Below are 25,173 nucleotides of genomic sequence, written 5' to 3' on the forward strand. Positions count from 1 at the left end.
TCAAATCGGTCGCGTGTCGTCGTGGTCGGCCGCGCGTTTCTGCGGCAACAGCAGTAGCACGCTGGCAACCGGCCACAGCAGCGCGCCGACGAAGCCGTCCAGCAAGTAGCCCCAGCCCGGGAATGCACCGCCGGCAATCAGCCGAATCGCGAACGGCACGGCCTGCGCGAGCATCAGCAGCGGCATCACGACGAAGACCTGCGCACCCAGCGATAGCCACAGCACGCGCCGGTGCACCATGATTGCCCCGTACGACAGCAGTGTGTAGGCGAGCGCGTGCTCGCCGAATAGGCTCGCATCGTGCACGTCGATTAGCAGCCCAAGCAGGAACGCGATGCCCATGCCGACCTTGCGCGGTTGATGCACGTTCCAAAACAGCAGCACGATCGCGACGAAATCGGGCACGCCGATCCACTTGCCCCATGGCAGCAGATTCAAAAAAAACGCCGCGGCCAGGCTGAACGCAATGAAGTACGGATTGACCGGCAGCAAGATGTGATGAGGTCGATTCATTGCCGTGCTCTGGTTACCGTGGCCGACGCGGCTCGGGCAGATAATGCCGGCGAGCCGGTGCCCGTCGCAGCCGGTGTCGCGGCGTTCTTGCCGGCGGCTGCCTTCGCGCCTTTCCTGGCCTTTGCCTTGCCGGCATCCTTGGCCGCGCCGGTGTCCGTGTCGGTGGGATGCGGCGGCGTGCGCGCATCGTAGCGCAGTACCAACAACTGGCGGGCGCCCCGCACCGGCGCGAGCGGCTCGCAGACCACCCGGGCGAATGTGGTGTCCGCTTGGCGGTCGACGCGAATAACCTTGGCCACCGGCAGTCCCGGCGGGTAGACGCCGTCCAGCCCATTTGTCACCAGTTCGTCGCCGGTCTTCACATCAGCGCTGGTCGGCACGAACCTTAGATCCAGTACGTCGCCCTTAGGGGTGCCGTAGATGACGCTGCGAATGCCGGTGCGTACCACCTGCACTGGCACCGCCTGGTCCTTGTCGGTCAGCAGCGTGACCTCAGATTGCAACGGGAAGACGCGTGTGACTTGCCCGATTACGCCTTTTTCGTTCACCACCGGTGCGCCTGCCTGCACATCCTGCTGGCTGCCGCCGGCGATGATGACCTTCTGCGTGAACGGGTCGCGCGTGTCGTACTGAATCTCGGTGGGCGTTGTCTGTATCGTTGAATGCTGCTGTAACTGCAGCAGCCGGCGCAGATGTTCATTCTCGGCCAGCAGTTGGGCCGCTTGCGACGCACGTACCGACAACTGCAGGTTCTTGTCGCGCAGCGTCTGGTTCTCGCTGCGCAACGAATGGATCGTGACGAATAGGTCGGTGCCGCCGACGATTAGATCGCGTGGCACCAGCGCCGCGCGTTGTAAAGGATAGAGCCCCGTGCCGATCACTTCGCGCACGACTTCGAGCGTTTGGAAACGCGCGTCGGTAATCAACAGTACGAGCGCGAGACCGACAAACGTGAACAGACGCGCGAGCGCCGAAGGACCTTGCTTGAACAGGGGCGGCGGACTGTATTCCATGGTCGACGCCCGAAACCGCATTTACTTCAGCCGGATCATTCGTACGAGAAGATGCTGCCGAGCTTGTCCATCCGCTCGAGCGCCATGCCGGAGCCGCGCACCACGCACGTGAGCGGATCCTCGGCTACCAGCACCGGCAGCCCCGTTTCCTCCGCGAGCAGCCGATCCAGGTCGCGCAGCAGTGCGCCGCCGCCGGTCAGCATCATGCCGCGCTCGGCGATATCGGCGCCCAGTTCCGGCGGCGTCTGTTCCAGGGCGATCTTGACCGACGAGACGATCTGGTTCAACGGGTCCGTTAGCGCTTCCAAGATCTCGTTGCTCGAGATCGTGAAGCTGCGCGGGATCCCTTCGGACAGGTTACGGCCCTTGACCTCCATTTCTTTCACTTCGGAGCCGGGGAACGCCGAGCCAATCTCCTTCTTGATCGCCTCGGCGGTCTGCTCGCCGATCAACATGCCGTAGTTGCGGCGGATGTAGTTGACGATCGCTTCATCGAACTTGTCGCCGCCGACCCGTACCGAGCCCTTATATACGATGCCGCCGAGCGAAATCACGCCCACTTCGGTGGTGCCGCCGCCGATGTCCACGACCATCGAGCCGGTCGCCTCCGACACTGGCAGGCCGGCGCCAATCGCCGCGGCCATCGGTTCCTCGATCAGGTAGACTTGCGATGCGCCGGCGCCGAGCGCGGCTTCACGGATTGCCCGGCGCTCGACCTGTGTCGAGCCGCACGGCACGCAGATGATGATTCGCGGCGACGGCGAGAACATTCTCGATTCGTGCGCGGTCTTGATGAACTGCTTGATCATCTGCTCGGTGACGCGGAAGTCGGCGATCACGCCATCCTTCATCGGGCGGATCGCCTCAATGTTGCCCGGCACCTTGCCGAGCATCTGCTTAGCTTCTCTGCCCACGGCCTGGATCGTCTTTTTTCCGTTGGGCCCGCCTTCTTGGCGGATTGATACAACCGACGGCTCGTCGAGCACGATACCCTTGCCGCGCATGTAGATCAGTGTGTTGGCGGTGCCTAGATCAATCGCCAGATCGTTCGAGAAATAGCTGCGGAGAAAACCGAACATTAAAAATCCTGTCTCGCGGATGCCGGTCGCGGGAAATGTGCGTATGCGCCGGCGGCGGGTAAAACAACAGCTTCGGCAGAGGTCCGGAAGGCGGCCGCCGCGCAGTCACGAAGCTGCGGGAACAAAAATTTTACCGGCGCAGGCGGTGCACGCATCTGGGCAACGCGAATGCCGCAGCCGCGGGAGTATGCGCGTGCGGAGGACATTGCTGAAAGATGACGGTAAGGCCGGCCGGGTTTAGGGCGAACGCGTAATGATACCTTATAATTCCAGCTCATTCGAAGAAAAGCGGGGGACGTTTTTGCCCGCTTTTTCCCCTCCATCCTTGGTGACCGCATGGCCTTGACCCCCACTGACGTAAACCGCATTGCGCACCTGGCGCGCATTGAGCTCGGGCAACGCGAGGCCGAGCCCATACTCGAGCAATTGAACCAGTTTTTTGGCCTGGTCGAGCAGATGCAGGCCGTGGACACGACTAGCATCGCGCCACTCGCGCATCCAATCGAGCAGATCGAGGACGTCGCGCTGAGGCTGCGCGAGGACGCCGTGACCGAGCACGTGCGGCGCGAGGACAACCAGCGCTGCGCGCCGGCGGTGCAGGACGGCCTGTATCTGGTACCGCAAGTGATCGAATAACGCGACGCAGGAAAACCGCACGATGCATCAGAAAAGCCTTACTGAATTGCGCGCCGCGCTCGATACAAAGCAGGTATCGGCGCTCGAGCTTGCGCAGCACTTCCTGCAGCGTATCGAGGCCGCACGCGAGCTGAACGCGTTCATCGACGTGAATCCGCCACTGACGCTGGACGCGGCGCGCGCGGCCGACCAGCGGCTCGCGCGCGGCGAGCGTGGGCCGCTGCTTGGCCTGCCGGTGGCGCACAAGGATGTATTCGTGACCCGCGGCTGGAAGTCCAGCGCCGGCTCCCGGATGCTGGCCGACTACGTGAGTCCGTTCGACGCGACGGTCGTCGAGCGGCTGACGGCGGCGGGCATGGTCACGCTGGGCAAGACCAACATGGACGAGTTCGCGATGGGCTCGTCCAACGAGAATTCGTTCTTCGGCCCGGTACGCAACCCGTGGGACCGGAATACGGTGCCGGGCGGCTCGTCGGGCGGCTCGGCCGCGGCGGTGGCCGCTGCACTGGCGCCGGTGGCCACCGGCACCGACACCGGCGGCTCGATTCGCCAGCCGGCGTCGCTGACTGGGATTACCGGCATCAAGCCGACCTACGGCCGCGTCTCCCGCTACGGGATGATCGCGTTCGCGTCGTCGCTCGACCAGGGAGGGCCGATGGCGCGCTCGGCCGCCGATTGCGCGCTCGTGCTAGGTGCAATGAGCGGTTTTGACCCGCGCGATTCGACGAGCTTGCCACGCGACGCGGAAGACTACACGCGCTGGCTTGGCAAGCCGTGGCAGGATGCCGGCGCGCTCGCCGGCCGCCCGCTCGCCGGGCTGCGCATCGGGTTGCCGCGCGAGTACTTCGGCGCGGGGCTGTCGGGCGACGTGCGCGCGGCGATCGATGCGGCACTGCGGCAATACGAGGAACTTGGCGCGACACTGGTGGACGTATCGCTGCCTAAGACGGAGCTGTCGATCCCAGTCTACTATGTGATCGCGCCGGCCGAGGCGTCGTCGAATTTGTCACGTTTTGACGGCGTGCGCTACGGCCATCGCGCGGCCGAGTACCGCGACCTGCTCGACATGTATAAGAAGACACGCTCGGAGGGCTTTGGCGCCGAGGTCAAGCGCCGCATCCTAGTCGGCACGTACGTACTGTCACACGGCTACTACGACGCGTACTACCTGCAGGCCCAAAAGATTCGTCGGATCATCGCGCAGGACTTCCAGAACGCGTTCGAGCAATGCGACATGATCATGGGCCCGGTGTCGCCGAGCGTCGCGTGGAACCTGGGCGAGAAGGCCGACGATCCGCTGCAGATGTATCTGGCGGACATCTATACGCTGTCCACGAGCCTAGCCGGATTGCCGGGCATGAGCGTGCCATGCGGCTTTGGCACTGGCGCCCATGCGGCGCGGCCGGTCGGCCTACAGATCATCGGCAACTATTTCAACGAAGCGCGGATGCTGCAAGTCGCCGATGCGTTCCAACGCGTCACCGATTGGCATCGGCAAGTGCCCGCGGGAGTCTGACTATGCAGTGGGAAGTGGTAATCGGGCTGGAGACACACGCGCAGCTGTCGACCCAGTCGAAGATTTTTTCCGGGGCCTCGACGCGGTTCGGTGCCGAGCCAAACACGCAGGCCTGCGCAGTTGATCTGGCCTTGCCCGGGGCGCTGCCCATCGCAAACCGGGGCGCCGTCGAGCGGGCTATACGCTTCGGGTTGGCGATCGGCGCGACGATCGCGCCGCGCAGCGTGTTTGCGCGCAAGAATTACTTCTATCCGGATTTGCCCAAGGGCTACCAGATCAGTCAGTACGAGTTGCCGGTTGTGCAAGGCGGCTCGATCACGATCCAGGTGGAGGCGAACGAAAAGGCTGGCCGCGATGCGTACGAGAAGACGATCAGATTGACTCGAGCGCACTTGGAGGAGGACGCCGGCAAGTCGTTGCACGAGGATTTCGCCGGGATGACCGGCATCGACCTGAACCGCGCTGGCACACCGCTGCTAGAGATTGTGACCGAGCCGGACATGCGCAGCGCCGCCGAGGCGGTGGCTTATGCAAAGGCGTTGCATTCGCTGGTCGTCTGGCTAGGTATTTGCGACGGGAACATGCAGGAAGGCTCGTTTCGCTGCGACGCGAACGTGTCGGTGCGCCGGCTCGGCGAGCAGGCATTGGGCACACGCGCCGAAATCAAGAACTTAAACTCGTTCCGCTTTCTGGAAGAGGCGATCCAATACGAGGTGCACCGCCAGATCGAGCTGATCGAGGACGGTGGCACCGTTGTGCAGGAAACCCGGCTGTACGACCCGGACCGTGGCGAGACGCGCTCGATGCGCAGCAAGGAAGACGCGCATGACTATCGCTACTTCCCTGACCCGGACCTGATGCCGCTCGTGATCGACAGCGAGTGGATCACCGAGGTCCGCCGCGCGCTGCCGGAATTGCCGGACGCGATGAAGCGTCGCTTTGCCGAACAGTACGGCTTGCCCGGCTATGACGCGGGTGTGCTCACAACGTCACAGGCGCTTGCCGCGTACTACGAGGCAGTGGTGTCCAAGGTGGGCGTTGCGAATGCGAAGATGGCGGCGAACTGGGTAATGGGCGAGCTTGCGTCGCAGCTGAACCGCGATGGGCTGGACATCGGGCAGTCGCCGGTATCGGCCGCGCAATTGGCGCTAGTTCTCGTGCGGATCGCTGACGGTACGATCTCGAACAAGATCGGCAAGGAGATTTTTGGCGCGATCTGGGACGAGAAGGCCACCGACGACGCGGCGGCAGACCGCATCATCGACGCCAAGGGACTCAAGCAGATCTCCGACAGCGGCGCGCTCGAGGCGATTCTGGACGAGGTGCTTGCCGCCAATCCGAAGTCCGTCGACGAATACCGCGCGGGCAAGGACAAGGCATTCAACGCGCTGGTCGGTCAGGCGATGAAGGCCACGAAGGGGCGGGCCAACCCGCAGCAGGTCAACGAGCTGTTAAAGAAAAAGCTGTCCTGATCGTGCGCGCTGGTACATCGTGCCAGCGGACTCGAAGACTCATCGCAACCTGATGGTCGCCGAGCTATTGTTGCGGCGGCTGGCGGGGTTGGACCTGCGTTATCCACCGGCCAAGGCCTCGCTCAACGGTATCGTTGTCAAGTAATCCGTAGAGGCTGGCGCGTGCCGCCAGCTTCCACGATCATCCGTCAACAAGGAAACAACACACCATGCTGCGAGTCATCACCGCCAATCTGAACGGCATACGTTCCGCCGCGAAGAAAGGCTTTTTCGACTGGTTCGGCAAACAGAACGCCGACATCGTCTGCGTGCAGGAAATCAAGTGCTCGCAGGATGACATGACGCCCGAATTCCTCGCGCCGCACGGCTTCACCGGCTATTTCCAGCATGCGCAGAAGAAGGGGTACAGCGGCGCCGGGCTCTATACGAGGCATGAACCGGACGAGTTCATCGCCGGCTTCGGCAGCAAGGCGTTCGACCACGAGGGACGCTATGTCGAGCTGCGCTACGGCGACCTGTCGCTGGTGTCGGTCTATGTGCCGTCGGGTTCGAGCGGCGAGGAGCGGCAGGCGGTCAAGTACCGCTTCATGGATGATTTCTATGTGCACCTGGACGAGCTTCGGCGCGAGCGCGAAGTGATTTTCTGCGGCGACGTCAACATCGTGCACAAGGAAATCGACATCAAGAATTGGAAAGGCAACCAGAAAAACTCCGGGTGCTTGCCCGAAGAGCGCGCATGGTTAAGCAAGGTATTCGACGAGCTTGGCTATGTGGACGTTTTTCGCACGCTGGATCCGCGGCCCGAGCAGTACACGTGGTGGAGCAACCGCGGCCAAGCCTATGCGAAAAACGTCGGGTGGCGAATCGACTACCAGATCGCGACAGCCGGCATTGCCTCGACGGCCAGGCGCACGTCGATCTTTCGCGATATTAAGTTCAGTGATCACGCGCCGCTAACAATCGACTATGACTACACGCTGCGCCGCCGCGCGGCGTGATATGGCCGGCGCTCGCCGCGTCCGCTGCGGCGTCGCCACGTGGCTTAACGGTTGTGTCGGTAGCGCGGCAATGCGTCGGTAGTCGTGCCGAGCGCCTTTGCATACAGTGGCAGCATGTCGGACAATCGCTTGCGCAGGTCAGCGGCGCGCTGCGGCGTCATCGGATGGGCCGCGATGAAACTCGTCTTGCTGGCGCCCGGCAGGGCGGCGGCCCGGCTCCATACCGTCAGCGCGGCTCTTGGGTCAAAACCGGCGCGCGATGCGATCTCATCGCCGATCACGTCAGCCTCAGTCTCGTCGGCTGCATCGTAGCGTAAGTGCGCGAGGTGCGTGCCGATGTCCAGCGGCGTGGACCCGAGATCGGCCAGCCCAAACAACTGCGGGATCGTGCCGGCGCCCAATTGCGTGGCCTGTTGCCGGCCCAGGCGTTCGCGCGCGTGTTCGCGCAACGCGTGAGCCACCATGTGGCCCATCAGCATCGCCAGTTCATTGTCGTTCGGGCGCAGACGCGTGAGTAGCGCGCTGTTGATCAGCAGTTTGCCGCCGGGCAGGCAGCGGATCATCATGTGCGGCGAGCGTACCACATAGGCTTCCCATTGCCACCGTTTCGCGCGTTCATTCCATTTCAGCGCATACGGGATGAGCCTTTGCAGAATCGCGCGAACCCGTTTGACCTGCGGGTCGCCATCGGGCAGCAATTGTCCTCGCTGCTGGGCGCTGTGCACCCATTGCCGGTATTCGCCGCTGGCCTGTTGTTCAAGCATCGACGGCGAAATCAGGTGGCGGAACGCCGCCGCGTTGCCGAAGCGCACCGCCTGAGCCGGATCATATGACCCGGCGTTGCCGGTCCTCGGCTGCGCGCCGGACGGCGGCGCGATGGCACCGCCGATCAGCAGCGCCACGCCAGCCAGTCGTCTGGCGAGCGCCAGGACGCCTGCCCGAGGCGGCCGCGGGCACCGAGCGCGTCCAGGACGCCAACTGACATACGGGCGCCGCATCAGCGTGCTCTCCATGGTGCAACCCGCGGCAGCAGCAGCATGCCCGGGATCGCCAGCACGGCGCACAGCAGAAAGAACTCAAACCAGCCGGTCTGCGCGACGATATAGCCGGCGCCGGCATTGGCGAATGTGCGAGGCATCGACGCGAGACTGGTGAACAACGCAAACTGCGTTGCGGTATAGCGTGGGTCAGTAGTGCTGGCGATGTATGTGGTGAACGCGGCCGTACCCAGGCCTGTGGCGAACGCCTCGAGGCTGATGACCACGGCTAGTCCAGGCAGCGTATGGCCCGTGCGGGCAAGCGCTGCGAAGCCAAGCACTGCGACCATCTGCGCGACGCCGAAAATCCACAAGCTGCGCGCCGTGCCGATGCGCATTAGCCATATGCCGCCGAGAATGCCGCCGGCAATACTCGCCCAAAAGTTGCTGGTCTTGGCCACCAGTCCGATCTCAGTTTTCGTAAAGCCGATGTCCAGGTAGAACGACGTTGCCAGCGACGTCGCCATGTTGTCGCCGAGCTTGTACAGGAAAACGAACGCCAACACGATCAGCGCCTGCTTCGCACCGTCGCGCGCGACGAATTCGCGAAATGGCATCACCACGGCTTCCTCCAGCGTGCGTGGCAGTGTGCCCTGCACCTGCGGCTCGCGCACCACGAGCGCCGTCATCACGCCAGGCAGCATGAACGCCGCGGTGACCGCAAAGACCGTCGACCACGCGAAGTGGTCTGCAAGGATCAGTGACAGCGAACCGGGCACAAGGGCGGCTAGCTTGTACGCGTTCACGTGGATTGCCGTGCCGAGGCCCTGCTCGGTGTCTTTCAGCAACTCGCGTCGGTACGCGTCGAGCACGATGTCCAGGCTTGCGCTGGCGAATGCAAGGGCGGCTGCGAGCACGGCCACCGTGCGGATTGAGTTGCTCGGCGACACGAAGCCCATGGTGGCGACCAGCGACAGCACGCCGAGTTGAGTCAGCAACATCCAGCCACGCCGTCGCCCAGGGCGCCAGCGGCCGAACCCGGGCACGAAGCGGTCCATTAACGGCGCCCACACGAATTTCCACGTATAGGGAAACTGCAACAATGCAAACAGGCCAATGGTTTTGATATCGACGCCGCCGCTGCGCAGCCACGCCTGCACCAGAACCAGCAGCGTAAACAGCGGCAGTCCCGAGGTGAATCCAAGGAACACGCAGATCAACATGCGTGTATTGAAGTAGGCGCGCCAGCCTGAGTGGGGATCGCGTGCGGCCAGTGTGCGGGCTTCGTGAGGTGGAGTGGACATGGATCTGCGGTCAACGAAAGGGACGGTCAAATTTTCTTGACGCGATAGACCGCAAGACTACCACGCCAGTTCGTTCCCCACCGGATCGCGCGGCCGCCGTGCAGTACGGCTCGCTCCAGAATCCGGATGCCGACCTCCGGAGCGAGTGTTTCGAAGTCGCGGATCGTCAGCACGCGCACGTTCGGCGTGTTGTGCCATTGGTAGGGCAGTGATTGGGAGACCGGCATGCGGCCGTGGAGCACCGCGAGCCGATGCCGCCAGTAGCCAAAATTGGGAAACGACACGATGCATTCCTTGCCGACCCGCACGGTCTCGCGCAGGATCGCCGCGGTCTGGTGGAGGGTCTGCAGCGTCTGAGACAGGATCACGAAATCGAAGCTCTGATCCTCAAACAGCCGCAGGCCGTCCTCCAGATTTTGCTGGATGACGTTGACGCCCTTTTGTGCGCAGCCAAGCACGCCCGCATCGTTGATCTCGATCCCGTAGCCGTGCACGTCCAATTCCTCAGCGAGGATGGCCAGCAGCGAGCCATCCGCGCAGCCGGCATCGAGTACGCTTGCGCGCGGCTCGACCCAGCGCGCGATCATGCGGAAATCGGCGCGGGTGGACAGGGTATCGAAGGCTTGCTGGTTCATGCGCCGATCTCCGTGGCGATGCGTTCGTAGTAGGCGCGCACCAGATTGTGATAGCGCGCGTCGTCGAGCAAGAATGCGTCGTGGCCGTGCGGCGCATCGATTTCGCCATAGGTCACGTTGCGCTTGTGGTCGAGCAGCGCCTTGACGATTTCGCGCGAGCGCGCCGGCGCAAAACGCCAATCTGTTGAAAAGCTGACTACGAGGTAGTTGGCCTGTGTCTGCGCGAGCGCCGCGGTCAGGTCGCCATCGTATGCCTTGGCGGGGTCGAAGTAGTCCAATGCGCGCGTGATTAGCAGGTAGGTATTGGCGTCGAAATAGTCGGCGAACTTGTCGCCCTGGTACCGCAGGTACGACTCGACTTCGAATTCGACGTCGAAATTGAAGTTGTAGGCATCCATCGCTCCGTCTGCGCGGCGCAGCGCGCGGCCGAACTTCGCGGCCATATCGTCGTCGGACAGGTACGTGATGTGCCCGATCATACGCGCGACCCTGAGGCCGCGGCGCGGTTTGACGCCGTGCGCATAGTAGTCACCGCCATGGAAATCCGGATCGGACAGGATCGCTGAGCGGGCGACCTCGTTGAACGCGATGTTTTGCGCCGACAGCTTGGGCGTCGAGGCGATAACCACACAATGTGCGACGCGTTGCGGATACAGGATGCTCCAGGCGAGCGCCTGCATGCCACCGAGCGAGCCGCCCATCACCGCGGCAAAACGCTCGATGCCGAAATGATCGGCGACGCGCGCCTGCGCATTGACCCAGTCCTCTACGGTGACCACTGGAAAGCGCGCGCCATAGGGCAGGCCGGTGGCCGGATCGATGCTCATCGGACCGGTGGAGCCGAAGCACGAGCCGAGATTGTTCACGCCGATCACGAAGAAGCGGTCCGTGTCGAGTGGCTTGCCTGGGCCCACCATGTTGTCCCACCAGCCGAGGTTCTTGGGCTCATGTTCATATACTCCGGCCACGTGGTGTGACGCGTTCAGCGCGTGACAGACGAGCACCGCGTTGGAGCGCGCAGCGTTGAGCGTGCCATAGGCTTCAATCGTCAGATCGTAGCCGGCGAGTGACAAGCCGCTTTGCAGGTGCAGCGGTGTGGTGAAGTGGAGCGTTTGTGGAACGACGATGCCGATCGAACTCATACCCTTGCCTGTGTTGTTGTCCGCTTGCGCGGGCGTTCGGATAACAAGTCGGCAAAGGGTCAAAGGTGCTGCGTGTATGGGCGCACGCATGGACCGCTGATGACCGCTTTAGCCGGATTTGTACTGAACCGCTTGGGTTCGCGCGCCCGCAATCGAGTCAGCAAATCGGCGCGCAGAGGAAAGCTTGTGACCGACAAGTATAAACGAAATTGTTCCGCTGACGTAGGCGGCGCAGGTATGGCCGCTATTGCAGCAACAGCCGCAGCTGTGCAGCGGCGTGCTCAAACGGCTTTTGTGAAAGCCGCTGCGCGCATAGTGGTGCCAGCGCCCCAGCACGTAGCGGATGATAAGGTCCGCGCGCAACGCCGGATCGTAGCCGCACGGCAACGTATCGGCATGCTCGGCGCACGCCAGCCTCAGGCGCTGGCGCAGCGAAGCTTGCAGGCGCTCGGTGAGTTGGCTCATGCGTGCGGTCAGCCGCGCGTGCGGCCCGGCGCCGTTCGTGGACGATGGCGTGGCGCTGTCGGTCAGTGCGCACGGCGATTCGGGCGCCGTGCCGGGGCGTCTGGATGGCTGCCGCATGGTGCCCTCCGCGATGCGTTTAGAGGCTTGAGTCGTAACGATTTTATCGAACGTATGCGGCAGTCGATATAGTGCGCACGTCCAGTGCCCGCCAGCGCTGGCGGGCCGCTCGAAGCCTTGGGCACGGGGGGTAAGTGCCCAACCATCCATACAGTGCGCAGTCCCAGGCGCTTGTAGCGTTTCAAATGCGAGCGGGTATCCTCGACCAGCGTTGCGTCGCGCGCCCGCACTCGCGCGCGGCGCAATGTGCGGCGCAGCATGCCGGCATCGGGTTTGGCGTGCCAGCGGCCGCGGTACCGCATCTGCTCGATGGCGATCACTTGTTCGAACAGCTCAGTGATGCCCAGCGCGTCGAGCACGGCCTGCGCGTAGCGGCGCGGGCCGTTGGTCAGCAGGATCCGGCGCCCCGGCAGCGCGCGCAACAGCCGGGCGAGCCCGCGCTCGGCGCGCAGCATCGAATGCAGATCGTGGAATCGGTGGACCTGCGCGAGGAAATCGTCAGGATCGAGTGGATGGTGCCGCGCGAGTCCCAGCAGTGTCGCACCGTAGCGCCGCGTGTAGTGCACGCGTAGCCGATCCGCTTCGTCCCGGCTGACCTGCAGCGCACGCTCGATGTAGTCGGTCATCGCCCGATTGATTTGCGGGAACACCGCATGCGACGCGTGGTGCAGCGTATCGTCCAGGTCGAACAACCAGACCGGGCCGCGCGGGTGGGCAATGCGCCGCCGGCGCGCGCGCGTGGCCATGGTCAGTGCGACCGGATCATCGTGCCAAACGGCTGCTCGGTCAGGATCTCGAGCAGCACCGAGTGCTCGATGCGTCCATCGATGATGTGCACGGAGCGCACACCGCTCCTGGCCGCGTCTAGGGCTGACGAGATTTTCGGCAGCATGCCACCGGAGATCGTGCCGTCGGCGAATAATGCATCGATCTCGCGCGCCGACAGATCCGTGAGCAATGTGCCGCTCTTGTCCATCACGCCCGGGATGTTCGTCATCATCACCAGCTTTTCCGCGTTCAGCACGACCGCCAGCTTGCCCGCGACCAGGTCCGCGTTGATGTTGTACGCGAGCCCATCCTCGCCGAAGCCGATCGGCGAAATGACTGGGATGAACGCATCGTCTTGCAGCGCCCGCACGACCGCGGGATTGATCGAGTCGACCTCGCCGACCTGGCCGATGTCGAGAAATTCACCCGGCTTTTCCCGGTCCGGCATCAGCAGCTTGCGTGCATGGATCAGTCCGCCGTCCTTGCCCGTTAAGCCGACCGCGTGGCCACCAACATGGTTGATTAGCGTGACGATGTCTTGTTGCACCTCGCCGCCGAGCACCCACTCGACAACCTCCATCGTTTCCTCGTCCGTCACGCGCATGCCTTGTATGAACGTGCCCTGCTTGCCGATTTTCTTTAGCGCCTGGTCGATCTGCGGGCCGCCACCATGGACGATGACCGGATTGATGCCCACCAGCTTCAGCAGTACAACGTCGCGTGCGAAGCCTTGCTTCAGGCGCTCCTGCGTCATCGCGTTGCCACCGTACTTGATCACGACCGTCTTGCCGTGGTACTGGCGGATGTAAGGCAGCGCTTCCGCGAGGATTTCGGCCTTCAGCGCGGGTGAGATGGCAGGCAAATCGTTGGTGTCGGACATGGTGCGAGCGGACTGAGCAGGCAAACAACCGCGAATTGTACAGGACTGAAGTGTCGGCACGATGCCGCTCGCCGGGCTTTTTTGACGTGTCTTGTCGTCCTGGCGTGCTGCCGATAAAAGACGCGCAGACATTGGGAACCCCATCATCGAGCGTGCCGATAGTGTGGTGCTGTGACGCGGCCGGCACGAAGTGTCGCCCGCCTGTCGTAGCGCGTACGCCACGCTGCTGCAGTGCCCGACTGCAGCGCGCTGGCACTTGCGTCATAGTGTCGCGAGCGTGATCGAGCTTGAGTTGACTGCGGGGTCGTGCCACGTCAAACCGGTAAACTTGTCGCATGACACCGTATGCAAATCCCGGCCGGGTCAATCTCGGCCATATGTTCTGGCTCCGTTGCCTGGCGATCATTGGCCAACTGGTCACTATCGCCGTCGTGCAGATCGCCTATGGTGTGCATTTGCCGCTCACCGCGATGCTCATCGTCATCGCGTTGGAAGTGATCTTTAACATTCTGACGTGGATCCGCGTGGCCCAAGCCAAGCCGGAAACGCACATCGAGCTGATGGGGCAGCTGTGGGTCGACCTCGGTGCGCTGTCCGCGCTGCTGTTTCTATCGGGTGGCACGACCAATCCGTTCGTGTCGCTGTACTTGCCTTCGCTGGCGATTGCGGCGGCGGTGTTGCCGTGGCGTCTGGCCGCATGGCTCGCGGCGTTCGCAGTCGCCTGCTATTGGTTGCTCGGCTTCGATTCAGTGCCGTTGAACATGGACAACCCGGCCAACCTGTTCGATTACTACCGGGCCGGCATGTGGGTAAACTTCATGGTCAGCGTCGGGCTGATCTCGTGGTTTGTCTCGCGCATGTCGTCCGCGTTGCGCAAGGGGGATGCGGCATTGGGCGAGGCGCAGGAGCGGCTGTTGCGCGACGAGCGGGTGGTGGCGTTGGGCGCGCAGGCCGCCAGCGTCGCGCACGAGATCGGCACGCCACTGTCGACGATCGCGATGGTGGCCGAAGAGTTGCGCGACCTGTCCCATACCGACCAGGCGCTTGCGCCCTATCAGGCCGATTTCGACCTGCTCGAGCAACAGCTGGCGTTGTGCCGTTCAGCGCTCGCCCGGCTGCGCACACGGGCAGCGCTGCCCACCGGCCAACAACCGGTGGGCAGTTGGCTCGACGCATTCATCGAACAGTGGCGGCTGCGTCACCCGCATGTGAATTTCTCGCGGATCGGCACGGCGCCCGCCGACGTGTTGGTCGCCGATACCGTGGCGGTCGGGCAGATCTTGACCATCTTGCTGGACAATGCGGCCCGGGCCTGCCGCGAATCGGTGACGTTGGAGGCGGCGTGTGACGGCGACATGCTGGTCTTCGACATTCGCGACCGCGGTCCTGGCATTGCGCCTGAACGGCGCGCCAAACTCGGGCAGGCACCGGTCGAAAGCACACAAGGGGGCCACGGCGTTGGCTTGTATCTCGCGTTTACGACGGCGGCGCGGCTGGGCGGCTCGATCGAGCTGACCGAGTTGCCGCAGCCGGCCACCACGGGCACCCGTGCGATGCTGCGCCTGCCCGCGATCCAAGCGCATTCAAATGGAGAAGTACAATGAGCGAAATGAATTTTCTGGTGATTGACGATGACGAGGTATTTGCTGGCATCCTCGCGCGCGGCCTGACCCGGCGCGGCTATACCGTTCACCAGGCGCACGAGCGCGACAGCGCACTGAAGCTCGCTGATGCGCTGCCGTTCGGCCAAATCACGGTCGACCTGAATCTGGGCAATGATTCGGGGCTGCATTTGATCGCACCACTGCGTAAGCTACAGCCCGAGGCGCGAATCCTCGTGCTGACCGGCTATGCGAGCATTGCGACGGCGGTGCAGGCCGTCAAGGACGGTGCGGACAATTATCTGGCCAAGCCGGCCAACGTGGAGACGATCCTGGCGGCGTTGCGCGTGGACGCAAGCGAGTCACAAGCCGACGAGGCGCTCGAGAATCCGATACCGCTGTCGGTGGCACGGCTCGAATGGGAGCACATCCAGCGCGTGCTGTCCGACAACGGCGGCAATATTTCGGCGACCGCGCGTGCGCTGAACATGCACCGCCGCACGCTGCAACGCAAGCTGGCGAAACGGCCCGTGAAGCAATGAGCGGTGCACGCACGGCGGCGAGCCGCGTTACAACACGTAGCGTGACAGGTCTTCGTTTTGCGACACGTCGTTCAGTGCACTGTCCACGTACGCAGCGTCGATCTTGACCGATTGGCCCGAATGGTTGCCGGCCGAGAACGAAATTTCTTCGAGCAGCTTTTCGATCACCGTGTACAGCCGCCTCGCGCCGATGTTTTCAGTCTTTTCATTAACCGAAAAGGCGATTTCTGCCAGGCGCTTGATGCCGTCGTCGGCAAACTCCAGGTGTACGTCTTCGGTTGCGAGCAGTGCCTGGTATTGCTTGACCAGGCTCGCGTCGGTGCGTACTAGGATCGATTCGAAGTCACCGACCGACAGCGAATCGAGTTCGACGCGGATTGGAAACCGTCCTTGCAGTTCGGGAATCAGATCGCTCGGTTTGGCCAGGTGAAACGCCCCGCTGGCAATGAACAGGATGTGGTCGGTCTTCACCATGCCGTACTTGGTGTTGATCGTCGTGCCTTCCACAAGCGGCAGTAGGTCGCGCTGTACGCCCTGGCGTGACACCTCGCCACCGCCGGCTTCCTGACGCGACGCAATCTTGTCGATCTCGTCGAGAAAGACGATGCCGTTCTGTTCGGCGTTCTGTACCGCGCGGGTCTTGATATCTTCTTCGTTGACCATTTTGGCGGCTTCCTCATCGGTCAACAGCTTCAAGGCTTCTTTGATCTTGACCTTGCGGTGCTGCTTCTTGCCGCCGCCGAGATTGGCGAACATCGAACGGATCTGCTCCGTCATTTCCTCCATGCCGGGCGGACCCATGATGTCCATGCCGACCTGTGGCGCCACGATGTCGAGCTCGATTTCCTTGTCGTCGAGCTGGCCTTCGCGCAGTCGCTTGCGCAATGTCTGGCGCGTCGCGCTCTCGCGCTCGCTCTCCTCGCTGGTCGGGCTGAAGCCGACGGGCCGTGCCTGCGGCAACAGGATGTCCAGGATGCGGTCCTCCGCCAGGTCCTGTGCCTTCGTGCGGACCTTGTGCATTTCCGATTCGCGTGTCTGCTTGACCGAGATATCGATTAGGTCGCGCACGATGCTATCGACATCGCGTCCAACGTAGCCGACTTCTGTGAACTTCGTGGCCTCGATTTTGATGAACGGCGCGTCGGCGAGCTTGGCCAGGCGTCGCGCGATTTCGGTCTTGCCCACGCCAGTCGGTCCGATCATCAAAATGTTCTTCGGGGTGATTTCCTGGCGCAACGGCTCTGGCACCTGCAGACGGCGCCAGCGGTTGCGCAGCGCGACCGCGACGGCGCGCTTGGCGCGGCCCTGGCCGATAATATGCTTGTCTAGTTCGGAGACGATTTCAGCGGGAGTCATGGTAGTCATGTTCGACATCCTTCAGGTGGCGCCGGGCCTGAATCGGCCCGCAAGCCGCGATGCGTGGGCACAATGGGCCGCGCAAGGTTGCCCGGCACCCGGCTTCATTTATTCGATGGTTTCGATGACGCGGTTGTGATTCGTGTAGATACACATGTCGCCGGCAATCGTGAGCGCCTTTTCGACAATGTCGCGCGCGCTCAACTCAGTGTTCTGCGCGAGCGCGCGGGCCGCAGCCTGCGCGTATGCGCCGCCCGAGCCGATGGCGCAAATGCCGCCTTCCGGATCCAGCACGTCGCCGTTGCCGGTAATCACCAGCGTCGTTTCCGCGTCCGCAGCGATGAGCATCGCTTCCAGGCGGCGCAGCATGCGGTCAGTGCGCCAGTCCTTGGCCAGTTCGACGGCGGCGCGGGTCAGGTTGCCCTGGTGCTTTTCCAGCTTGCCTTCAAAGCGGTCCAGCAGCGAGAATGCGTCCGCGGTGCCGCCGGCGAAACCCACCAGCACCTTGCCACCGTAGATGCGCCGCACTTTCTTGGCGCCGCCCTTCATGACGATGTTGCCCAGCGTCACCTGACCGTCGCCGCCTAATGCAACGCTGTTGCCTCGCCGTACCGAGACGATGGTTGTGCCGTGATATTGCTCCATGTGGAATTCCTTTAAAGCGGGGTCGCGCGCCAGCGGCGCGGGACAGGACTTAAGTCGCGCGTTCCCGCCTATTTTAGGGCGGCTGGCGCAATATCAAGGCGTGCGCACGCGGGGCGGTGCCGATATGACGCAACGCGCGCGCACAATGCTCGCGCAAGAAGCGCGCCACAAATAAAAAAGGCACGCCTATCGCGTGCCTTCCGACAGGAGCCGGCTGGACCGTACCGCGCGCCATGCGGCGCACTACGCTTTAGTCGCCGAACAACTTCTGGCGCAGTTCGCGGCGCTCCTGCGCCTCGAGCGATAGCGTCGCGGTCGGCCGCGCGAGCAGGCGCGGAATGCCGATCGGTTCACCCGTTTCCTCGCACCAGCCATATTCACCGGTTTCGATTCGCGCGAGCGATTGCTGCACCTTCTTCAGCAGCTTGCGTTCGCGGTCGCGTGTGCGAAGCTCAAGCGCGTGCTCTTCTTCGATCGTCGCGCGATCGGCCGGATCGGGCACGATCACGGTTTCCCGGAGATTTTCCGTCGTCTGCCCGGCATTGCGCAGGATTTCCGCCTGCAACTGTTCGAGCCTGTGCTTGAAGAAAGCGAGCTGATCCTCGTTCATGTAATCCTTGTCGCTCATCTTCAGGATTTCGGCTTCGGTCAAAAGTCGTGTCGTCGTCATCTGGCTTACTGTCTTCATTGTGAGGCGATGCATCAAGCATTACCCGCACTTACCATTGCCCGCAATTGTGGCGGCCGAGTGCCTTGCGGCGGCCACGCCGGATTCGTCGTGGCAGGTGCGGCGGCCGTTGCGGGGCCGAACTCCTTCTAGCGCCGCGTCGTTATCATTCTCCAGTGGGCACGTATTGTAACTGAACCACAATCGGTGCCAATAGCGGCGGAAAACCCTGTCCGAAACGGTATTTCTCGGTCCGACAGAGAACTTCCGGCGTTGTTGCGAATGCCTCAATATACGCCAAAAGAAATGAACTCTCGACTAAGCCACCCCTTATTTACCAATGCGAGATACCGCCGCCACACCCAGGTAGAGAGGTCGGCGCGCTATCTCGTGCGTTGCCGTGACCTGGTGCACGACGTCGTCACGCCAGGCATGCGTCCAGGCCGTCGGTAATCAGGTCCCGGGGCAGGTCCACGCCAATGAACACCATCTTACTGGTCTTCTTCTCAGCCGGTAGCCAGCGCACGGCCAAGTCGCTGCCCATCATCTGGTGCACGCCCTGGAATACCACCTTGCGGTCGATTCCCTTCATGAACAGCACGCCTTTGTAGCGTAATAAGCGCTCACCGTAGATTTGTAGGATCCCGCCGAGAAAGTCCTCCAATTTTTGGGGATCGAACGCCCGGTCGCTACGGTACACGAACGATTTAATCTTGTCATCGTGATGCGTATGGTGGTGACCGTGCGCGCAATGTCCATGCTCATGGTCACAATGCTCGTGCTCGTGCTCGTGCTCGTGCTCGTGCTCGTGCTCGTGGTGGTGCGCGTGATCGTGTCCGTCTTCGGCGAGGAAGTCCGGATCAATTTCAAGCTTCGCGTTCAGGTTGAACCCGCGCAGGTCAAAAATCTCCTTGATATCGGCGTTGCCGAAATTGACCACTTGAATCGGCGCCTTCGGGTTCATCTGCAGCAGTCGATGGCGTAGATCGGCGAGCGTCGCCTTGTCCACCAGATCGGCCTTCGTGATGAACAAGCGGTCGGCAAAGCCCACTTGCCGTTGCACGACCTCGTGCTCGTCAAGTTGCTGGTTGGCGTGCTTCGCGTCGATCAGCGTGATCACCGCGTCGAGCAGGAATTCGTCAGCGATCGACTCATCGATAAAGAACGTCTGCGCGACCGGTCCCGGATTGGCCAAGCCCGTGGTCTCGATCACTACCCGGTCGAACTTGAGCTTACCTCCGCGCTTTTGCTCGGATAAGTCCGACAACGCACGGGATAGGTCGCCGCGGATCGTACAGCAGATGCAGCCGTTGCTCATCTGCACGATTTGTTCCGCCGACTCCTGCACGAGGATGTCATTATCGATGTTCTCTTCGCCGAATTCGTTTTCGATCACGGCGATTTTCATGCCATGCGGCTCGTTTAGGATACGCTTGAGCAGCGTGGTCTTACCGCTGCCGAGAAAGCCGGTCAGGATGGTGACGGGAATCATGTTCATCGCCTGCCTTTACTTAAGTTCCGTGGAAGTTGCGAGACGGTCCGCGCGAGCGCAGCGCGAAATATTCTATTGAAGCACAAATGCGGCGGCAGGGTTGTGACCATTATCCGGGCGCCGACGATGCGGTGCGTCAACGGGTGCATTAAAAGGTACATTGACGGGCGCGGTATCTGGCCCGCCCGACGTGGGGCGCACTAGGGTTTTTGCAACCACAGTCCCTTCAAGTATTCACCTTCCGGGAAGCTGGTCAGCATCGGATGATCGACGCCGGCCGACAGTCGGCGCAGAATCCGTGCATCGACGCCGGCGTCGGCCGCGGCGCTCGCGACGATCTTTTGAAATAGGTCCATGTCGATCGCGCCCGAGCACGAGTAGGTCGCGAGTAGCCCGCCCGGGCGCAGCAGCTTGAAGCCGCTCAGGTTGATATCCTTGTACGCGCGCGCTGCCCGATCGACGTGCTCGCGCGACGGGGCGAATTTCGGCGGATCGAGCACGATCAGGTCAAAGCGCTCGCCCGCATCGTACAACTGCCGCAGTGTCTTGAATGCGTCGGCGTCGTGCCACTGGGCCCGCGCCGGATCGAAGTCGTTGGCGGCCAAGTTCGCGCGCGCGACCTGCAGCGCTTCGCCGGATGAATCGATCGACACGACCCGCGCGGCGGCGCCCCGTAGCGCAGCCAGCGAAAAGCCGCCGGTATAGCAGAAGCAATTCAATACGTCGCGCCCAGCCGCATGTTGTTGCACAAGCAACCGATTGTCCCGCTGGTCGATGTAAAAGCCGGTCTTGTGGCCGCGCTGCACATCGACCCGATATCGTACGCCATTTTCCTCAACCATCAGGGCCTGCGGCGGTGCTTGGCCGGCGAGCACGCCCGTGGTCTGCTCAAGTCCCTCTTTCTCGCGGATCGACACGTCCGAGCGTTCGTAGACATTGGCGCAGCCGGTCACGCCGAGCAGGGCCTGCACGATCGCCGGCTTCCATGCGTCGACGCCGGCCGCCATGAACTGACAGACGAGTTGCTCGTGCGGCGTGCCGCCGTCGCCATTCCATCCGCTGTAGTGATCGACGATCAGTCCGGGCAGGCCGTCGGCCTCGCCGAATACGAGCCGTACCGCGCCGGTACCGGACACGAACGCGCGACGATACGCGAGCGCGTTCTGGATGCGCCGCTTGAAGAACGCGTGGTCGATCGGTTCGGTTTCGTCGAAACTCCACATCCGCAGACGAATCGCCGAGTGCGGACTGTAGGCGGCACGCGCGAGAAACCGCCCGTCGGCTGCACGCACCACGACCGTCGCGCCGGATGCGGGCCGACCGTCAACGCGCTCGATCGCGTTCGCATAGATCCACGAGTGGCGTCGCAGTAGCAGTTTTTCCTTGCCTGGTTTCAGCGTGACAGTGTTCATTGCAATAGTCAGTATAGGGGCGGTCGCGTCCGCGCAGCACGGCGATTTGCCGATGTCGGCGTGCCAGACGGCTATTGCTGTCCTGGATCGCGCTTTTTCGCGCGCGGATGGGCTTGGTCGTAGATGCGCGCAAGATGCTGGAAGTCCAACGACGTATAGACCTGCGTGGCCGCGACGCTCGCGTGGCCAAGCAATTCCTGGACCGCACGCAAGTCGCCGCTCGATTGCAGCAGATGCGTCGCGAACGAATGCCGAAGCACGTGCGGATGCACGTGGGATGGCACGCCCGCGGCGAGCGCGGCCCGCCTGACCCGCTCGCGCACGACGCCGGCAGACATGCGCATGCCGCGCGCCGACAAGAACAGCGGATGCGGATCGTGCTTGAGCAGTTGATCGCGCACGGCAAGCCAGCGATGCAACGCGTCAAGCGCCTTGCTGCCGATCGGTACCGTGCGCCGCTTGCCCCCTTTGCCGAGCACGGTAACGTCGGCCGTGCCTAGTTCGATCCAGCCCGCCGAGCGATATTGCGCGGTGTTGACAAAGGCGATGTCCAAGCCGATCAACTCGGCCAAGCGCAACCCGCACGAGTAAAGCAGCTCCAGCATCGCCCGGTCGCGCAACGCGTCAGGTGTTTCGATGCTCGAGGCTTCCATCAGCGTGACAGCGTCGTCGACCGACAGCGCCTTGGGCAGCGTTTTCGCCCGCTTCGGCGCGCGCACGCCAGCGACCGGATTCATGGTCAGAGGTTGATGTAGCGCGAGCCAGCGATAGAAGCTGCGCCACACTGACAGACGATGCGCGATCGAGCGGGGCGAGAGTCCACCCGAATGCGCTCGCGATACCGCGCCTCGTACGTCGACGGGCGTCAGTTGCGCCAGCTCGCGAGTGCCAGCTAACTGGCGCAGCATGTCCAACTCGTGCGCGTAGCCGCGCAGCGTGTGCGCCGAGAGTCGGCGCTCGTGGGCGAGGCTGTCTAGGTAGCGCGCGATGGGGTCGGTGGAGGGTGGCATCGGGCAGGCTGCGGTGACAACATGTCGCACTAGTGCGCACGCAGCCGGCTCAGCGCAGCGCTGGTGATCGCGCCGATCTGCGATAGGAAGTCGGTGGCCATGCCGTCGTGGAAGCGGCGCGGGTCTGGGGAGCCAAGCACCAGCAAGCCGAATACGTTTTCCGCATCGGCCTGCTGCGCATCGCGCAGCGGGACTAGCGCGATCGATGCGGTCTGCTGCGACGCGCTGATGTCGTTTTCCGCCGTGCTGCCCGGCTGCGCATCGGCACACGGTGCGTCCGCGTCACTGTTCGCCCTGTCCGGCGACGTGACGGCGAGCGACAGGCCCGTTGCCGCGCCCCCTTGCGGGGCGGGGGCGGCGCTGAGCCACTGCGCGGCTTCGAATCCGGCGTTCGCGCCGCAGTAAGGCGCGACGAGACTGCTGGCAAAAATGCGGACTTCCTCGCCGACGCTGCGGGCAAATTGCGCTTGCGCATAGGCGCTCGCGACATCCCAGACGCGCAGCGCCGCCTGCGGCACGTCGAAGATCTCGCGCAAGCCCGAGGTGATGGTGGCGGGTAGCGCATGTGGATCGCGTTCGGCGATCACGCGCAGTGTCCAGCGCTGGAACTTCGCGGCCAGGCTGTCGTTCTCGTGACCATGGCGCAGTAGTTCCGCCAGCTTGCGCTCGAGTTGCTTGTACTTGTCGCGCAGTAGCTCCATTTGTCGTTCCTGCAGCGACACCGCCGCTTTGCCGTGCGGATTGGACAGCCGGATTGTGGCAAGCAACTCGGCGTGACGGCCGAAGAACTGCGGGTTGGCCAGTAGGTAATCGGCGACTTCGCGATCATTCATGATTGTTTTCAGCTTGAGCTCAAAAGGGCGGCGCGCGTCGGGTAGGCGGGCCGGAAGGGGCGGCGCCGCGGATACCACACAGTAAAGGTTGCGCCGCATCGGGGTCAATTGGCCGGACGGCCTAGGGCGGTGATCGCGCTCACGCGAGCAACTCGTCGGGTACGTCGATTTCGCCCTCGAACACAGTGGTTGCCGGACCGGCCATTATGACCGGGGCGTTGCTGTTGCGCTGGCCGTCCCACGAGATGGTCAGCGTGCCGCCGCGCGCACGTACGCGCACCGGCGAGTCCAGTACCCCCCGGCGGATGCCGGCCACGACCGCCGCGCAAGCGCCGGAGCCGCATGCGAGCGTCTCGCCCGCGCCGCGCTCATAGACCCGCAGTTTGATTTCATGCCGCGAGACGATTTGCATAAATCCCGCGTTCACGCGGTTTGGGAAGCGCGCGTGCGACTCGATTACCGGCCCGTCCCTGAGCACCGGCGCGACGTCGGCGTCATCGACAATCTGCACCGCGTGGGGATTGCCCATCGAGACCACCGAGATCCATTGCGTCGAGCCATTCACGTCCAGCGGCCACAGTAGGTCGTCACCATCGCGCGCTGGTGTCAGTGCCGACGTGTCGAACGGCACTTGTGGCGTGGCCAGTGCTGGTGCACCCATGTCAACGAGCACTTCACCGTTGTCCTGCACGCTCAACGTGATCACGCCGTGCTGCACCTGCACGCGAATCGTGCGCGCCTGGCTCAGGCCGGTGTCGCGCACGAACTTCACGAAGCAGCGCGCGCCATTGCCGCAGTGCTCGACTTCTTTGCCGTCACAGTTGAAGATCCGGTACTTAAAATCGACGCCATCGAGCGTGGGCCGCTCGACCAGCAGCAACTGGTCCGCGCCGACGCCGAAGTGGCGGTCGGCGAGGTAGCGCACTAACGCGAGCGTGGGCGAGATCACGTTGCGCACGCCGTCAAGGACCACGAAGTCATTGCCGGCGCCATGCATCTTGGTGAATTTGAGCTTCATGGCACCGTATTGTAGTCGAGCGTCAGTAAAAGCCCGCTTCGCCCAGTGGGCGCGTTTTGAAGCGCTTGTGTATCCAGTAGTATTGCTCTGGGACGCGCGGAATTTCCTGCTCCAGCCACGCATTCATGCGGCGCGCGTCCGCCATGTCGTCGCCGCTCGGATAGTCTTGCCACGGCGCGAAAATTTTGAGTCGATAGCCCTTGTAATTGGGCAGCACCTCGCAGATGAACGGCGCCAATTGGGCACGTCCTGCCTTCGCGAGCCGGCCCACCGCGGTCAGCGTGCACGCCGGTACGCCGAAGAACGGCACGAACGCCGAGTTGCGCATGCCGTAGTCCATGTCTGCGCCGAGCATGACCGGCTTGCGCTCGCGCAGCCAACGCAACACGATACGCGCACTGTCGGCGCGACTGGCCATGTCCGCGCCGAAGCGCGCGCGCGCGGCGACCGCGACCTTGTCCAGCAGCGGGTTGGATATCGGCTGGTACAGCGCGCCGCATTGCCGGCGCAACTGATAGTTTAGGAAAATCGAGCCGGCTTCAATACCGACAAAATGCGCTCCGAGGAACAAGGTCGGCGGCAAGTTCGGGTCGCGCAGGTCGATCGCGCTGTCGAGTTGGATCAGCTTCTCCAACTTGCGTGCCGAGCCGAACCACTGCACGCTGCGCTCGACGTAGCTGCGAATGGCATGGCGGAAATGCTGCTCGGCGACCTGCTCGCGCCGCGCTTCGCACCACTGTGGAAAGCAGAGCCTGAGGTTGGTGTGGACCACGCGACGGCGACTGTTCGGAATCCGATACAGTAACCAGCCCATCGCATCGCCGAAGCGGGCGATCCAACCATAGGGTAATAGTGCAAACAGCCTTAGCAGCAGGATGGCGAGCTGGGTTCCGGCGCGGCCTAGCATCGTGGATCTCGCGATGTTCTCAGCGGCTGGTAGGGTGAAGCAAACGGCAATTCGGCCTCTACTCTATGAAAAATGACAGAAATCGATATAATACGGGCATCGCCGAGTTAATGGGACAACTTGCGGGGCGATATTGGGCGCGGCATCTAGTGAAGCGGCGCCCGAACCATGTAAT

The 25,173-nt window shown here is 63.0% G+C and carries 25 protein-coding genes and 2 pseudogenes; 8 read left to right on the forward strand and 19 right to left on the reverse strand.

Going from position 1 to position 25,173, the window contains the following annotated elements:
- From mreD to RA167_RS00725, 3 genes are read right to left on the reverse strand one after another with little or no spacing between them, the layout of a single operon-like run.
- Positions 1 to 513: a rod shape-determining protein MreD gene (mreD, locus tag RA167_RS00715; protein WP_076785892.1), complete on the reverse strand. Its 513-nt coding sequence runs from the start codon at positions 511 to 513 to the stop codon at positions 1 to 3.
- Complete coding sequence (gene mreC / locus RA167_RS00720) at positions 510 to 1,526, reverse strand: rod shape-determining protein MreC (protein ID WP_076787555.1); 1,017 nt, start codon at positions 1,524 to 1,526, stop codon at positions 510 to 512. Before mreC ends, mreD begins: the two co-directional genes overlap by 4 nt.
- 35 nt (positions 1,527 to 1,561) lie before the next feature.
- On the reverse strand, positions 1,562 to 2,605 hold the full coding sequence (locus RA167_RS00725) for a rod shape-determining protein (RefSeq protein WP_076785893.1): 1,044 nt from the start codon (positions 2,603 to 2,605) through the stop codon (positions 1,562 to 1,564).
- Positions 2,606 to 2,941: 336 nt separating this feature from the next.
- Here RA167_RS00725 and gatC point away from each other — a divergent pair, with 336 nt between their 5' ends.
- From gatC to RA167_RS00750, 5 genes and pseudogenes are all read left to right on the forward strand, one after another.
- Positions 2,942 to 3,241, forward strand: a complete 300-nt coding sequence (gene gatC / locus RA167_RS00730) for an Asp-tRNA(Asn)/Glu-tRNA(Gln) amidotransferase subunit GatC (RefSeq protein ID WP_076785894.1) — start codon at positions 2,942 to 2,944, stop codon at positions 3,239 to 3,241.
- Positions 3,242 to 3,263: 22 nt separating this feature from the next.
- The gene (gatA, locus tag RA167_RS00735; protein WP_076785895.1) at positions 3,264 to 4,757 is read left to right on the forward strand and encodes an Asp-tRNA(Asn)/Glu-tRNA(Gln) amidotransferase subunit GatA; all 1,494 of its coding nucleotides are present in this window, start codon (positions 3,264 to 3,266) and stop codon (positions 4,755 to 4,757) included.
- The gene (gene gatB / locus RA167_RS00740) at positions 4,754 to 6,229 is read left to right on the forward strand and encodes an Asp-tRNA(Asn)/Glu-tRNA(Gln) amidotransferase subunit GatB (RefSeq protein WP_076787557.1); all 1,476 of its coding nucleotides are present in this window, start codon (positions 4,754 to 4,756) and stop codon (positions 6,227 to 6,229) included. Before gatA ends, gatB begins: the two co-directional genes overlap by 4 nt.
- Positions 6,228 to 6,374 (forward strand): annotated as a pseudogene (locus RA167_RS00745) (polyphosphate kinase 2 family protein); the annotation flags it as partial. The gene gatB and the pseudogene RA167_RS00745, both read left to right, overlap by 2 nt.
- 64 nt (positions 6,375 to 6,438) lie before the next feature.
- The gene (locus tag RA167_RS00750) at positions 6,439 to 7,227 is read left to right on the forward strand and encodes an exodeoxyribonuclease III (RefSeq protein ID WP_076785896.1); all 789 of its coding nucleotides are present in this window, start codon (positions 6,439 to 6,441) and stop codon (positions 7,225 to 7,227) included.
- Positions 7,228 to 7,271: 44 nt separating this feature from the next.
- Here RA167_RS00750 and RA167_RS00755 read toward each other — a convergent pair whose 3' ends face one another.
- The 7 genes and pseudogenes from RA167_RS00755 to argB form a co-directional block, all read right to left on the reverse strand.
- Entirely contained in the window at positions 7,272 to 8,240 is a 969-nt protein-coding gene (locus RA167_RS00755; protein WP_237574381.1) for a M48 family metallopeptidase, read from the reverse strand.
- Complete coding sequence (locus tag RA167_RS00760) at positions 8,225 to 9,508, reverse strand: AmpG family muropeptide MFS transporter (protein ID WP_076785898.1); 1,284 nt, start codon at positions 9,506 to 9,508, stop codon at positions 8,225 to 8,227. Before RA167_RS00760 ends, RA167_RS00755 begins: the two co-directional genes overlap by 16 nt.
- A gap of 26 nt (positions 9,509 to 9,534) precedes the next feature.
- Positions 9,535 to 10,143 carry a methionine biosynthesis protein MetW gene (gene metW, locus RA167_RS00765; protein ID WP_076785899.1) on the reverse strand — a complete coding sequence of 203 codons (609 nt, stop codon included), beginning with the start codon at positions 10,141 to 10,143 and terminating at the stop codon, positions 9,535 to 9,537.
- On the reverse strand, positions 10,140 to 11,285 hold the full coding sequence (metX, locus tag RA167_RS00770) for a homoserine O-succinyltransferase MetX (protein WP_076785900.1): 1,146 nt from the start codon (positions 11,283 to 11,285) through the stop codon (positions 10,140 to 10,142). The genes metW and metX overlap by 4 nt, the downstream gene beginning before the upstream one ends.
- 244 nt (positions 11,286 to 11,529) lie before the next feature.
- Positions 11,530 to 11,777 (reverse strand): annotated as a pseudogene (locus tag RA167_RS00775) (nucleoid occlusion factor SlmA); the annotation flags it as partial.
- Between the two features lie 35 nt (positions 11,778 to 11,812).
- The gene (locus tag RA167_RS00780) at positions 11,813 to 12,613 is read right to left on the reverse strand and encodes a pyrimidine 5'-nucleotidase (RefSeq protein WP_237574380.1); all 801 of its coding nucleotides are present in this window, start codon (positions 12,611 to 12,613) and stop codon (positions 11,813 to 11,815) included.
- Positions 12,614 to 12,615: 2 nt separating this feature from the next.
- Entirely contained in the window at positions 12,616 to 13,515 is a 900-nt protein-coding gene (argB, locus tag RA167_RS00785) for an acetylglutamate kinase (protein ID WP_076785902.1), read from the reverse strand.
- A gap of 335 nt (positions 13,516 to 13,850) precedes the next feature.
- Here argB and RA167_RS00790 point away from each other — a divergent pair, with 335 nt between their 5' ends.
- Positions 13,851 to 15,119, forward strand: a complete 1,269-nt coding sequence (locus RA167_RS00790; RefSeq protein WP_076785903.1) for an ATP-binding protein — start codon at positions 13,851 to 13,853, stop codon at positions 15,117 to 15,119.
- Positions 15,116 to 15,658: a response regulator transcription factor gene (locus RA167_RS00795; RefSeq protein WP_076785904.1), complete on the forward strand. Its 543-nt coding sequence runs from the start codon at positions 15,116 to 15,118 to the stop codon at positions 15,656 to 15,658. The genes RA167_RS00790 and RA167_RS00795 overlap by 4 nt, the downstream gene beginning before the upstream one ends.
- 27 nt (positions 15,659 to 15,685) lie before the next feature.
- Here RA167_RS00795 and hslU read toward each other — a convergent pair whose 3' ends face one another.
- Both hslU and hslV read right to left on the reverse strand, forming a co-directional pair.
- Positions 15,686 to 17,023 (reverse strand): ATP-dependent protease ATPase subunit HslU, encoded by a 1,338-nt coding sequence (gene hslU, locus RA167_RS00800; RefSeq protein ID WP_076787558.1) that lies wholly within the window; start codon positions 17,021 to 17,023, stop codon positions 15,686 to 15,688.
- Positions 17,024 to 17,122: 99 nt separating this feature from the next.
- Positions 17,123 to 17,659: an ATP-dependent protease subunit HslV gene (gene hslV, locus RA167_RS00805; RefSeq protein ID WP_076785905.1), complete on the reverse strand. Its 537-nt coding sequence runs from the start codon at positions 17,657 to 17,659 to the stop codon at positions 17,123 to 17,125.
- On the opposite strand from hslV, the gene RA167_RS00810 reads away from it, so the two are divergent.
- Positions 17,658 to 17,834 (forward strand): hypothetical protein, encoded by a 177-nt coding sequence (locus tag RA167_RS00810; RefSeq protein ID WP_338877025.1) that lies wholly within the window; start codon positions 17,658 to 17,660, stop codon positions 17,832 to 17,834. The genes hslV and RA167_RS00810 overlap by 2 nt on opposite strands.
- Before the next feature lie 75 nt (positions 17,835 to 17,909).
- On the opposite strand, the gene dksA is transcribed toward RA167_RS00810, so the two are convergent.
- The 7 genes from dksA to RA167_RS00845 form a co-directional block, all read right to left on the reverse strand.
- Positions 17,910 to 18,329: an RNA polymerase-binding protein DksA gene (dksA, locus tag RA167_RS00815; RefSeq protein ID WP_076785906.1), complete on the reverse strand. Its 420-nt coding sequence runs from the start codon at positions 18,327 to 18,329 to the stop codon at positions 17,910 to 17,912.
- A 418-nt stretch (positions 18,330 to 18,747) separates the two neighbouring features.
- Complete coding sequence (locus RA167_RS00820; protein ID WP_076787560.1) at positions 18,748 to 19,818, reverse strand: CobW family GTP-binding protein; 1,071 nt, start codon at positions 19,816 to 19,818, stop codon at positions 18,748 to 18,750.
- Positions 19,819 to 20,018: 200 nt separating this feature from the next.
- A complete protein-coding gene (locus tag RA167_RS00825) occupies positions 20,019 to 21,230 on the reverse strand; it encodes a class I SAM-dependent rRNA methyltransferase (RefSeq protein ID WP_076785907.1) in 1,212 nt (403 codons plus the stop codon).
- 71 nt (positions 21,231 to 21,301) lie between these two features.
- Positions 21,302 to 22,240 carry a tyrosine recombinase XerC gene (xerC, locus tag RA167_RS00830; protein ID WP_076785908.1) on the reverse strand — a complete coding sequence of 313 codons (939 nt, stop codon included), beginning with the start codon at positions 22,238 to 22,240 and terminating at the stop codon, positions 21,302 to 21,304.
- Positions 22,241 to 22,269: 29 nt separating this feature from the next.
- A complete protein-coding gene (locus tag RA167_RS00835; protein WP_076787562.1) occupies positions 22,270 to 23,073 on the reverse strand; it encodes a DUF484 family protein in 804 nt (267 codons plus the stop codon).
- A 139-nt stretch (positions 23,074 to 23,212) separates the two neighbouring features.
- Entirely contained in the window at positions 23,213 to 24,091 is an 879-nt protein-coding gene (dapF, locus tag RA167_RS00840; RefSeq protein ID WP_076785909.1) for a diaminopimelate epimerase, read from the reverse strand.
- Positions 24,092 to 24,113: 22 nt separating this feature from the next.
- Positions 24,114 to 24,998, reverse strand: a complete 885-nt coding sequence (locus tag RA167_RS00845; RefSeq protein WP_076785910.1) for a lipid A biosynthesis lauroyl acyltransferase — start codon at positions 24,996 to 24,998, stop codon at positions 24,114 to 24,116.
- Positions 24,999 to 25,173: the final 175 nt, after the last annotated feature.

Source organism: Mycetohabitans endofungorum (assembly GCF_037477895.1).
Lineage (GTDB): Bacteria > Pseudomonadota > Gammaproteobacteria > Burkholderiales > Burkholderiaceae > Mycetohabitans.

Excerpts from the sequence above, each read along its gene's own strand:
- gatA (WP_076785895.1), top strand. The coding sequence starts at position 3,264 with ATGCATCAGAAAAGCCTTACTGAATTGCGCGCCGCGCTCGATACAAAG.
- metW (WP_076785899.1), bottom strand. The coding sequence starts at position 10,143 with ATGAACCAGCAAGCCTTCGATACCCTGTCCACCCGCGCCGATTTCCGC.
- argB (WP_076785902.1), bottom strand. The coding sequence starts at position 13,515 with ATGTCCGACACCAACGATTTGCCTGCCATCTCACCCGCGCTGAAGGCC.
- RA167_RS00790 (WP_076785903.1), top strand. The coding sequence starts at position 13,851 with ATGACACCGTATGCAAATCCCGGCCGGGTCAATCTCGGCCATATGTTC.
- dksA (WP_076785906.1), bottom strand. The coding sequence starts at position 18,329 with ATGACGACGACACGACTTTTGACCGAAGCCGAAATCCTGAAGATGAGC.
- RA167_RS00795 (WP_076785904.1), top strand. The coding sequence starts at position 15,116 with ATGAGCGAAATGAATTTTCTGGTGATTGACGATGACGAGGTATTTGCT.
- hslU (WP_076787558.1), bottom strand. The coding sequence starts at position 17,023 with ATGACTACCATGACTCCCGCTGAAATCGTCTCCGAACTAGACAAGCAT.
- RA167_RS00825 (WP_076785907.1), bottom strand. The coding sequence starts at position 21,230 with ATGAACACTGTCACGCTGAAACCAGGCAAGGAAAAACTGCTACTGCGA.
- RA167_RS00845 (WP_076785910.1), bottom strand. The coding sequence starts at position 24,998 with ATGCTAGGCCGCGCCGGAACCCAGCTCGCCATCCTGCTGCTAAGGCTG.
- RA167_RS00820 (WP_076787560.1), bottom strand. The coding sequence starts at position 19,818 with ATGATTCCCGTCACCATCCTGACCGGCTTTCTCGGCAGCGGTAAGACC.
- RA167_RS00835 (WP_076787562.1), bottom strand. The coding sequence starts at position 23,073 with ATGAATGATCGCGAAGTCGCCGATTACCTACTGGCCAACCCGCAGTTC.
- RA167_RS00780 (WP_237574380.1), bottom strand. The coding sequence starts at position 12,613 with ATGGCCACGCGCGCGCGCCGGCGGCGCATTGCCCACCCGCGCGGCCCG.
- hslV (WP_076785905.1), bottom strand. The coding sequence starts at position 17,659 with ATGGAGCAATATCACGGCACAACCATCGTCTCGGTACGGCGAGGCAAC.
- xerC (WP_076785908.1), bottom strand. The coding sequence starts at position 22,240 with ATGCCACCCTCCACCGACCCCATCGCGCGCTACCTAGACAGCCTCGCC.
- metX (WP_076785900.1), bottom strand. The coding sequence starts at position 11,285 with ATGAGTTCGATCGGCATCGTCGTTCCACAAACGCTCCACTTCACCACA.
- RA167_RS00750 (WP_076785896.1), top strand. The coding sequence starts at position 6,439 with ATGCTGCGAGTCATCACCGCCAATCTGAACGGCATACGTTCCGCCGCG.
- RA167_RS00755 (WP_237574381.1), bottom strand. The coding sequence starts at position 8,240 with ATGGAGAGCACGCTGATGCGGCGCCCGTATGTCAGTTGGCGTCCTGGA.
- RA167_RS00810 (WP_338877025.1), top strand. The coding sequence starts at position 17,658 with ATGTGGAATTCCTTTAAAGCGGGGTCGCGCGCCAGCGGCGCGGGACAG.
- mreD (WP_076785892.1), bottom strand. The coding sequence starts at position 513 with ATGAATCGACCTCATCACATCTTGCTGCCGGTCAATCCGTACTTCATT.
- dapF (WP_076785909.1), bottom strand. The coding sequence starts at position 24,091 with ATGAAGCTCAAATTCACCAAGATGCATGGCGCCGGCAATGACTTCGTG.
- RA167_RS00725 (WP_076785893.1), bottom strand. The coding sequence starts at position 2,605 with ATGTTCGGTTTTCTCCGCAGCTATTTCTCGAACGATCTGGCGATTGAT.
- mreC (WP_076787555.1), bottom strand. The coding sequence starts at position 1,526 with ATGGAATACAGTCCGCCGCCCCTGTTCAAGCAAGGTCCTTCGGCGCTC.
- gatC (WP_076785894.1), top strand. The coding sequence starts at position 2,942 with ATGGCCTTGACCCCCACTGACGTAAACCGCATTGCGCACCTGGCGCGC.
- RA167_RS00760 (WP_076785898.1), bottom strand. The coding sequence starts at position 9,508 with ATGTCCACTCCACCTCACGAAGCCCGCACACTGGCCGCACGCGATCCC.